7 protein-coding genes are annotated in these 10,029 nt (G+C 42.0%); 4 read left to right on the top strand and 3 right to left on the bottom strand.

Going from position 1 to position 10,029, the window contains the following annotated elements:
* Window positions 1-440: 440 nt before the first annotated feature.
* From ASU35_RS16390 to ssnA, 3 genes are all read right to left on the bottom strand, one after another.
* Window positions 441-818, bottom strand: a complete 378-nt coding sequence (locus ASU35_RS16390) for a RidA family protein (protein WP_058354051.1) — start codon at window positions 816-818, stop codon at window positions 441-443.
* 84 nt (window positions 819-902) lie between these two features.
* Window positions 903-3,902, bottom strand: coding sequence for a putative selenate reductase subunit YgfK (gene ygfK / locus ASU35_RS16385; RefSeq protein WP_058354050.1), 3,000 nt, complete (start codon window positions 3,900-3,902; stop codon window positions 903-905).
* 14 nt (window positions 3,903-3,916) lie between these two features.
* Window positions 3,917-5,248, bottom strand: coding sequence for a putative aminohydrolase SsnA (gene ssnA / locus ASU35_RS16380; protein ID WP_058354052.1), 1,332 nt, complete (start codon window positions 5,246-5,248; stop codon window positions 3,917-3,919).
* A 210-nt stretch (window positions 5,249-5,458) separates the two neighbouring features.
* Between ssnA and ASU35_RS16375 the strand changes: the two genes are divergently transcribed.
* The 4 genes from ASU35_RS16375 (at window position 5,459) to ygeW (ending at window position 9,934) form a co-directional block, all read left to right on the top strand.
* Complete coding sequence (locus ASU35_RS16375; RefSeq protein WP_058354049.1) at window positions 5,459-6,094, top strand: helix-turn-helix transcriptional regulator; 636 nt, start codon at window positions 5,459-5,461, stop codon at window positions 6,092-6,094.
* 14 nt (window positions 6,095-6,108) lie between these two features.
* Window positions 6,109-7,317 (top strand): diaminopropionate ammonia-lyase, encoded by a 1,209-nt coding sequence (dpaL, locus tag ASU35_RS16370; RefSeq protein ID WP_058354048.1) that lies wholly within the window; start codon window positions 6,109-6,111, stop codon window positions 7,315-7,317.
* Window positions 7,318-7,356: 39 nt separating this feature from the next.
* Window positions 7,357-8,667 carry a YgeY family selenium metabolism-linked hydrolase gene (locus ASU35_RS16365; protein ID WP_058354047.1) on the top strand — a complete coding sequence of 437 codons (1,311 nt, stop codon included), beginning with the start codon at window positions 7,357-7,359 and terminating at the stop codon, window positions 8,665-8,667.
* A 73-nt stretch (window positions 8,668-8,740) separates the two neighbouring features.
* Window positions 8,741-9,934: a knotted carbamoyltransferase YgeW gene (ygeW, locus tag ASU35_RS16360; RefSeq protein WP_058354046.1), complete on the top strand. Its 1,194-nt coding sequence runs from the start codon at window positions 8,741-8,743 to the stop codon at window positions 9,932-9,934.
* Window positions 9,935-10,029 lie beyond the last annotated feature (95 nt).

Here is a 10,029-nt window from a genome sequence, read left to right as displayed (position 1 = left end):
TTTTTCTCAACCTTCTTTCTTGGAATTCCCTATATTTGAATTATACAGGAAGCTCCTTTCTTTTTTATAGATAATTACAAAATATCAGAATTCTCATAAGTATGTTTTACCATTATTTATTTTAAGCTTCTGATATCTTTTTTAATTTATTCGTTGTACTGCCATAAAATCAAGCCATCAATTTCACACAACAATTTATTATATAATTCGATATTACATATCAATAATGAAAATAATCTTTTATTTTGATTGCAGTATACATGATTTTACCAAAATTGTCAATTGTATTATCTTTAAATTCATTTATTTTCATTCAACAAAATTCAACTTTTCAAATTGATATATTATTTATCTTTAATAAAATAGAGTGGAAAATACAAATCCTTTTCCACTCTATCAAATCCTTTATTTCTTTATAATGTTTGTGACAAAATAGGCTACTATGCTATAGCAATTGCCTCAATCTCTACAAGTCCACCCTTTGGAAGCTTTGCTACCTGTACACAGGAGCGAGCTGGAGCCTCACCTGTAAAATATTTTGCATAAATACTGTTTACAACAGCAAAGTCATTCATATCAGCCAGAAATACTGTGGTCTTTACTACGTTAGCATAAGATAAGCCTGCAGCCTCTAGCACAGCTCCCAGATTTTTTAATGACTGCTCTGTCTGAGCCTCAATTCCCTCTGGAAACTCACCGCTTACCGGATCCAGCCCCAACTGGCCAGAGGTATATAGAGTCTCTCCAGCCTTTACTGCATGTACATATGGTCCTACAGCTGCTGGTGCATTGGTTGCATTCACTACTGATTTTGTCATTTTATTTCCTCCTTATTTTTTATTAATTTATATTCTGAGACTTTCGTCCCGGAGTATCTTAAAAATATCCACAGGCCTTTCTGCTTACAGATAGCTATATTTCTCCCACACTCTTAGAATGAGAGCCTTAATTCCTTCCTCTAAGCCATCTGTGCTCTCTAAATCATGCTCCTCTACGGTTGCTCCCAGACGAACCAAAGCTCTTCCATCAGCCAAGGTCAGAAATCCATTATTTTCACTATTTTCAAAGTCTTCCCTTGTGTGGAATAAGGTAAATTTATCCTTATATGGTGCAGAAGCATATGGACAGAAGCTCTTACAGTTGCCACATTCATTGCACATACGGTCAACATGAATAATCTGCACACTTCCATTTTCCATAACAATCGCTACATTTGCACGGTTTGGACATACATCAACGCAGCACTCACACACAGTGTTGCAGGAAAGGCATCTTTCACCATCTTTTTCATCGGAAGCTGCATGGCCAAGGGCTGCTTTCTTCGCTGCTGCCTTGACATAATCTGCTTTTCCAGCCTCCATTGCCTTTGCAAATGCCTCAGTAGATGCAAGCTCCTTACCTGCCAGCTTCTTTAGGATATCATCTGCTGCCATCCGGGCATCACGGATACCCTCTACTACCGTAGCTGGTCCATTTAAGCCATCACCAACAACATAAACTCCTGCCTCGCTGGATTCTAAGGAAAGCGGATTAACTACAGCACGACCCTTTTCTCCGGTCTTGATTCCATTTGCAACAAACAGCTTGTCATCTACCTGCTCACCAACAGCTCCAATAATTGTATCTGCTAAGACCTCTGTAGTCTCTCCAGTAGCTACCGGCTTCTGGCGACCACTTTCATCTGCTTCACCAAGCTTCATAACATCACAAATAAGCACGCCATTTTCTGCCTTCTTTGGTGCTAAAAGCTCCAGGAACTCTACACCATCCTCAATCGCTAACTCCAGCTCCTCTGCATCCGCAGGCATATTTCTCTTATTTCTTCTATATACTAAGGATACCTTTTCTACGCCAGGCACACGCTTTGCCATCCGGGCTGCATCCATTGCTGTATTACCGCCACCGATAATTACTACATTTTTACCAGGCTTTACAGCTTCCAGGTTTTCCTTGCAGTCAGCTAAGAAGGTCAGTGCATTAACAGTCTCAGCACCTTCTACCTTTACCTCACCCTTCTTTTCTGCTCCGATAGCCAGTATAACAACGTCATAGCCTTCTTCCTTTAATTCCTTAATATCCTTTACTCTTGTATTTGTCCTGATTTCTACACCAAGCTTTTCTAAAAGCTCAACGTCTTTATCAATAGCACTTCCGGCAATACGGAACTCAGGAATAACATTTCTTACTACACCACCAAGCTTTTCGAGCTTTTCAAAAATAGTAACCTTTACACCGCCTCTTGCCAGGAAATAAGCTACTGCCATACCAGCAGGTCCACCGCCGACAACGGCTGCCTTTTTTCCGGTATTTGCTGCACAATCTATAAGCTCCTCTGCCTTAATGCCCTTTTCAGCTGCTACAAGCTTAGCTCCTCTGATATGTACCGGCTCCTCATAGAAGTTACGGGTACATTTGCTCATACAGCGGTGGCTGCAGATAGTACCTGTGATAAATGGAAGCGGATTCTTATCCAGAATAACAGTCAAGGCTTCCTCGTACCTGCCCTGCTCTACTAATTCCATATAAGCCGGAATATCCTGATGAATTGGACATCCCTCACTGCAAGGTGCCGTAAAGCAATCTAATAAAGGAACCTGCTTATTTAACTTTCTTACAGGAAGTGGCTTAACTGCCTTTCTGTGGTGGTTATCCTCCATAGCCTCCTTTAATAATGCATCCAGTCCCTTAACATCTACACCTGTAAATTCCTTATAATCCTCTTTATAAAGCTTCTCTGCAATCTGAGTAAATCTCTGGTATCCACCTGGCTTTAATACAGTAGTTGCCATTGTGATTGGCCAGATACCCAAAGCAAAAATCTTATCAATATTGAAGAAATCTGCTCCACCAGAATAAGAAATACGAAGCTTACCGTCAAAGGCATCACTAAGCTTTTTTGCCACCGCTAAAGTCAGGGCATATAAAGACTTACCTGACATATACATTTCTTCAGAAGGAAGCTCATTTCTTGTTACATCTACCGGGAAGGTGTTGGTAAGCTTCACACCAAACTTAAGTCCCTTTTCATCTGCCAGCTTCTGAAGTCTTTGAAGCATTGGAACAGCATCTTCAAACTGTAAGTCATCCTTAAAGTGGAAATCCCCAAAGGCTACATAATCATAGCCCATATCATCCATAAGCTTTCTTGCTGTTTCAAAGCCAAGTAAAGTAGGATTACATTTAATAAAAGTATTTAAGCCCTTTTCTTCAATCAGGTAGGAAGCAATCCGCTCAATTTCCTGAGGAGGACAGCCATGAAGGGTAGAAAGGGTTCCTGAGGTACAGACAACAGGAGAAATGCTCTCTACATAAGCCTTATCAATATTTTTAAATTTATCCAGATGATTCAGGGCATACTCCTTACATTCCTTCCAGATTGACGTATTTTCAGCATTCTTCAATCCCTCAATAAAGGTATTTACCTTTTCTGATTTAATCCCTTCTAAGTCATAGCCTACGCTCATATTGAAAATAAAGCCGTTTTCATCGCCCAGCCCCCATTCCTTAGAAAGAAGCTTCAGGGCAAACCATGCCTTTACATATTCATCAAAGGCCTGTGGTACATACAATTCTGTAGACCACTCACAGTTATAGCATTCATCATCAGCCAGAATACATGGCTTGTTTACCGGCAGATCCTCGCCATCCAGAATCTGTACTGTCTTCAGTTCAAAAAAGCGGCTTCCGGTATAATAGGACGCAATAATATTCTGTGCCAGCTGGGTATGTGGTCCTGCTGCCGGTCCAAAGGGTGTCTCCATCTGCTCGGTAAATAAGGACAGCTTCTTATCTCCTGCCTTAAAAGGTGTTCGGATACCAAATACCTTGCCTTCCTGTTTCTTTTCTGTTAAAACCCAGTTCATCAATTCCCCAAATGGGATTGGTGTCATTCTGTCACCCATGTTAAAATACCCCCTTATCCGTTAATGCTCTTCCAGAGCTTTTTACTTTCTTCACGGCATTCTGCCATTTCTTTCTCTTCATCAATATGTAAAAGTTCGCGATCCTTCATCAGTACCTTTCCGTTAATCATCGTAGTTACCACCATCTTACCGGTAACTCCGAAAAGAATGTGTCCGTTAGCATTGGTATGATCCATCGGTGTCAACGGATCATAGTCTACAACGATAATATCTGCTGCTGCACCTTCCTTCAGCACACCAACAGGTGTATCGAAGTAACGATTAGCAATTCTTGCATTACCGGTAAACAGCATGCCAGGGACCTCTGTCCAGGCAGCATTCGGATTGCACAGATGATGCTTATGAAGCACATTAGCTACCTTCATGGACTCTGTCATGTCATGGGTATAGCCATCAGTTCCAAGACCGGTCAGGATGCCTCTATTATAAATTTCCATGGTTGGAGGGCATCCACAGGCATTTCCCATGTTTGACTCCGGATTATGTACTACCATAGTGTCTGTTTCTTTCAAAAGCTCCATCTCCTGGCTGTTAACATAAATGCAATGTGCAGTAATGGTCTTTGGTCCCAGAACACCAAAATCATATAAACGGTTCACAATCCGCTTTCCATGCTTATTAAGACAGTCATGCAGGTCTTCAATGCCTTCTGCTACATGAATATGGCAGCCAACACCCTCTGGTGTATTCTCCCTGCAAAGCTCCAATGTCTTATCTGACAAAGTGAACTGTGCATGCATACCCATCATAGCCTTTACCATATCCGTCGTATCTTTGGCTGCATACTTAATAAACTCTGCATTTTCCTTTACGGATGCCTTCATCTTTTCTTCGCCGTCACGGTCAGATACTTCATAGCAAAGACAGGTTCTGACACCCAGCCGCTTTGCTTCTTCTTCTATAGTAAAGAGACTGTTTTCGATGGAACCAAAGCTGGCGTGATGGTCAAATACGGTAGTCACACCATTCTTAATGCTGTCAATATAAGTAGCTGCTGCACTCTTTCTCGTCTGCTCCAGGGTCAGATGGCGATCCAGCGTCCACCACATGCCATCCAGAATATCTAAAAACCCCTTTGGATTATATCCCTTTACAGAAAGCCCTCTTGCCATAGCACTGTAAATATGCTCATGGGCATTGATAAAGCCCGGCATGATAAGTCCGCCCTTGGCATCTACAAACTCTGCTTCTGGGTATTCCTTTTTTAATTCCTCTGTTGTTCCTGTTTTCTTAATTGTGGTTCCCTCTACAAGAACAGCACCATTTTCATACCATGGATTACTGTCATCTCTTGTAAGAAGCCGTCCATTACCGATTAAAATCATCATAATTTCTTCTCCTTTTCTTTAATTATTTTTAGTCCCCTTAATTTTTCATGTATCTATAGTCTATCACTACTATTATAAAAAATCAACAGGAATTACAAAAAAATTTGCTTTACCTAAAAATTTTTGTATTTTTCTATTGACTTGTAATTTTTTTGTGATATGATTAAATCATAAACAAACAATTTCTAGCGCGAGAAGGAGTTTATTATGGTAGTATCAGATACATTTTTAAAGCAGCTGGCTCAGGGGCTGGCTGGTCAATTTGGCTCAGATTGCGAAATCGTGATTCACGATTTGTCTGCTGAAAATCTGGAGCATTCCGTTGTACATATTGAAAACGGTCATGTCAGCCATCGTAAGGCAGGCGATGGTCCATCCAGAGTTGTTCTTGAGGCCATGAAAAAAGACCCGGACACCCTGCAGGACCACATCGGTTATCTTACCAAGACCTCCGATGGAAGAATTTTAAAGTCCAGTACGATTTATTTCCGCAACTCTGAAGGAGCTCTTCGTTATCTTCTGGCTATCAACTTTGATATTACGAATCTTTTAATTTTAGAGAATTCATTAAAGTCGATAACCAGCTGTGAACAGACGGAAGAGACCTCCGAGCCTGCAAAAATTGTGCAAAATGTAAATGATTTATTAGACGATTTAATTGAGCAGTCCGTCGCCTTAGTCGGCAGACCGGTCGCACTTATGACCAAAGAGGATAAAATCGCCGCTATCAAGTTTTTAAATGATGCCGGAGCCTTCCTTATCACAAAGTCCGGCGACAAAATATCCAAATATTTTGGTATATCTAAATATACCTTATATAGCTACATTGACATTAACAAATAATTAAGGAGGTTACTATGAGGGCAATTAAATGGGCAAAAAACACAATGCCAAAAACAGACGATGCTTCTCTTCCGATTATGGCGGTTGATGAAGTAAAAAAAGCAAGAGCTTTTCATGAGAGTTTTCCACAGTATACTAAGACACCTCTTGCAAAGCTCACTCACATGGCAGAGTATCTGGGGTTGAAGGAGGTTTATGTAAAGGATGAATCCTACCGCTTTGGCTTAAATGCTTTCAAAGTGCTTGGAGGTTCCTTCGCAATGGCGAAGTACATAGCAAAGCAGACCGGAAAGGATGTTTCCGAGCTTCCTTACAATGTACTTACCTCCGATAAATTAAGAGAAGAATTCGGTCAGGCAACCTTCTTCACTGCTACCGATGGCAACCATGGTCGTGGAGTTGCATGGGCGGCAAACAAGCTGGGACAGAAATCTGTTGTATTCATGCCAAAGGGTTCTACACAGACAAGACTTAAAAATATCCAGGCTGAAAATGCTGTTGCTACAATTGAAGAAGTAAATTATGACGAATGTGTTCGTATGGCTGCGGCTGCGGCTGCTAAAACACCAAACGGTGTTGTCGTACAGGATACCGCTTGGAAAGGTTACGAAGAAATTCCTGCATGGATTATGCAGGGCTACGGAACTATGGCTATGGAAGCTTCTGAACAGCTTTCCGAAGCCGGCTGCGAGCGTCCGACCCATGTATTTGTTCAGGCTGGAGTAGGTTCTTTAGCAGGTGCAGTACAGGGCTTCTTTGCAAATAAATTCCCTGAAAATCCACCGATTGTTGTTGTAGTCGAAGCAGATGAAGCTGCTTGTCTATATAAGGGAGCAGTAGTCGGTGACGGTTCTGAGCAGATTGTGGATGGTGATATGCCTACTATTATGGCTGGTCTTGCCTGCGGCGAGCCAAATACAATTTCCTGGGATATTTTAAAGAACCATGTAGATACCTTTATTGCTACCCCGGACTGGGCTGCTGCAATGGGTATGCGGATGTTGAGTGCTCCTATGAAGGGGGATCCACAGGTAATTTCCGGTGAGTCCGGAGCTGCTCCTTTCGGTACTCTGGCTGCTATTATGACAATGCCGGAGTATAAAGAGTTAAAGGAGGCCTTAAAGCTGGATGAAAATTCCAAGGTACTCCTCTTCTCTACCGAGGGAGATACAGATCCTGACCGCTATAAGGAAATCGTGTGGGATGGAAAACAGTATAAATAGTTATGATAAACGTGTAAATAATTTTTTGGAGGGATTACTATGGATTACAACAAAATCAAAGAGGCAGCTCAGGGCTATGAAAAAGATATGACCGCATTCTTACGGGCTATCGTTAAAAATCCTGGCGAGAGCTGTGACGAAAAGGCACACATTGATACTATTGCTGCTGAAATGAAAAAAGTAGGCTTCGATGAAGTCATAATTGACCCACAGGGTAATGTAATCGGTTATATGGGTACCGGTGACAGAATCATCGCTTTCGATGCTCATATCGACACTGTAGGTATCGGCAACATTGATAACTGGACCTTCGACCCATATGAAGGCTATGAAACAGAAACAGAAATTGGTGGACGTGGTGTTTCTGACCAGTGCGGTGGTATTGTATCTTCTGTATATGGTGCTAAGATTATGAAGGACATGAACCTGATTCCTGCAGACTGCAAGATTATGGTAGTTGGTACTGTTCAGGAAGAGGATTGTGATGGTCTTTGCTGGCAGTACATTATCAACGAGGATAAGGTTCGCCCTGAATTCGTTGTATCTACTGAGCCTACCGATGGCGGTATCTACCGCGGACAGCGTGGACGTATGGAAATCCGCGTAGATGTTAAGGGTGTTTCCTGCCACGGTTCTGCTCCTGAGCGTGGTGACAATGCAATTTATAAAATGGCTGATATTTTACAGGACATCCGTGCATTAAACGAAAACGATGCAGAGGATGGTACTGAAATCAAGGGACTTGTAAAAATGCTTGACAAGAAATACAACAAGGATTGGGAAGAGGCCCGTTTCCTTGGACGTGGTACTGTTACTACATCCCAGATTTTCTATACCTCCCCAAGCCGTTGTGCAGTAGCAGACTCCTGCTCTGTATCCTTAGACCGCCGTATGACCTTCGGTGAGACCTGGGAAAGCTGTCTGGAAGAAATCCGCCAGCTGCCTAGTGTTAAGAAATATGGTGATGACGTAAAGGTATCCATGTATAACTATGACCGTCCTTCTTACACCGGATGTGTCTACGAAATTGAGTGCTACTTCCCTACTTGGGCGATTCCGAAGGATCATAAGGTAACCAAGGCTTTAGAAGCAGCTTATACAAACCTTTACGGCGATAAGAGAATCGGTGCTGCTGAAACTCTGGAAATGCGTCAGGCTCGTCCTTTAACAGACAAGTGGACCTTCTCTACTAACGGCGTATCCATCATGGGACGTAACAACATTCCATGTATCGGCTTTGGTCCTGGTGCTGAAGCTCAGGCTCACGCTCCAAACGAAAAGACCTGGAAGCAGGATTTAGTAACCTGTGCCGCTGTTTATGCAGCTCTTCCAACTCTTTATTGTGAATAAAAATTCCATAACCCCGAGTGGAATGAACATAGAAACTAAATACTTAAAATAATAATTAATAGGAGATTTTGAAATGAAAACATTACAGGATTATATTGATAAGCTCAATAAACTGAATTTTAAAGAAATGTACAACAATGATTTCTTCCTTACCTGGGAGAAGACAGATGATGAGTTAGAGGCTGTTTTCACTATTGCTGATGCCCTTCGCTTCATGAGAGAGAACAACATCTCTACCAAGGTATTTGAGAGCGGTCTTGGAATTTCTTTATTCCGTGATAACTCTACCCGTACCCGTTTCTCCTTCGCTTCTGCCTGCAACTTATTAGGTCTTGAGGTTCAGGACTTAGATGAAGGAAAGTCCCAGGTAGCTCATGGTGAAACTGTTCGTGAAACAGCTAACATGATTTCTTTCATGGCTGATGTTATCGGTATCCGTGATGATATGTACATCGGAAAAGGAAATGCTTATATGCACGAGGTTTCTGAGGCTGTTCAGCAGGGAAATAAGGACGGCATCTTAGAGCAGCGTCCTACCTTAGTTAACTTACAGTGCGATATCGACCACCCTACACAGGCTATGGCAGATATGCTTCACATTATCCACGAGTTCGGCGGTGTTGAGAACTTAAAGGGTAAGAAGATTGCTATGACATGGGCTTACTCTCCTTCTTATGGAAAGCCATTATCCGTACCACAGGGTATCGTTGGTTTAATGACCAGAATGGGTATGGATGTTGTTTTAGCTCATCCAGAAGGCTACGAAATTATGTCTGATGTAGAAGAGGTTGCTAAGAAGAACGCTGAGAAATCCGGCGGTTCCTTCACAAAGACTAACAGCATGGCAGAAGCTTTCAAGGATGCTGATATCGTATATCCTAAGAGCTGGGCTCCTTTCGCTGCTATGGAAAAACGTACCGAGCTATACGGAAATGGTGACATGGAAGGCGTTAAGAAGCTAGAGCAGGAATTATTAGCTCAGAACGCTGAGCACAAGGATTGGGCTTGTACAGAAGAAATGATGAAGCTCACAAAGGACGGCAAGGCTCTCTATATGCACTGCCTGCCAGCAGACATTACCGGTGTAAGCTGTGACGAAGGTGAAGTTGATGCAACTGTATTCGACCGTTACAGAAATCCGTTATATAAAGAAGCTAGCTATAAACCATATATTATAGCTGCCATGATTTTCTTAAGCAAGTTCGAAAATCCACAGGCTACCTTAAAGGCCCTGGAGGAGAGAGCTGCAAAGAGAAAAATGGATTAAACTCACTCGCGAACAGAAAACGCAGTCCGAAAGGGCTGCGTTTTCCTTTTTTTAATCATTAAAACCCTTTTAAATTGTTTAGTGTAAAATAAAAA

The organism is Acetivibrio ethanolgignens (assembly GCF_001461035.1).
Classification (GTDB): domain Bacteria; phylum Bacillota; class Clostridia; order Lachnospirales; family Lachnospiraceae; genus Velocimicrobium; species Velocimicrobium ethanolgignens.
Note: the sequence above shows the minus strand (reverse complement) of the source record. Positions and strands in the feature narration are given on the sequence as shown.

Bases quoted from the DNA above. Each gene is read 5' to 3' on its own strand.
- ssnA (WP_058354052.1), bottom strand. From the start codon at position 5,248: ATGATTTTAATCGGTAATGGACGGCTTCTTACAAGAGATGACAGTAAT.
- dpaL (WP_058354048.1), top strand. From the start codon at position 6,109: ATGAGGGCAATTAAATGGGCAAAAAACACAATGCCAAAAACAGACGAT.
- ygfK (WP_058354050.1), bottom strand. From the start codon at position 3,902: ATGGGTGACAGAATGACACCAATCCCATTTGGGGAATTGATGAACTGG.
- ASU35_RS16365 (WP_058354047.1), top strand. From the start codon at position 7,357: ATGGATTACAACAAAATCAAAGAGGCAGCTCAGGGCTATGAAAAAGAT.
- ASU35_RS16390 (WP_058354051.1), bottom strand. From the start codon at position 818: ATGACAAAATCAGTAGTGAATGCAACCAATGCACCAGCAGCTGTAGGA.
- ygeW (WP_058354046.1), top strand. From the start codon at position 8,741: ATGAAAACATTACAGGATTATATTGATAAGCTCAATAAACTGAATTTT.
- ASU35_RS16375 (WP_058354049.1), top strand. From the start codon at position 5,459: ATGGTAGTATCAGATACATTTTTAAAGCAGCTGGCTCAGGGGCTGGCT.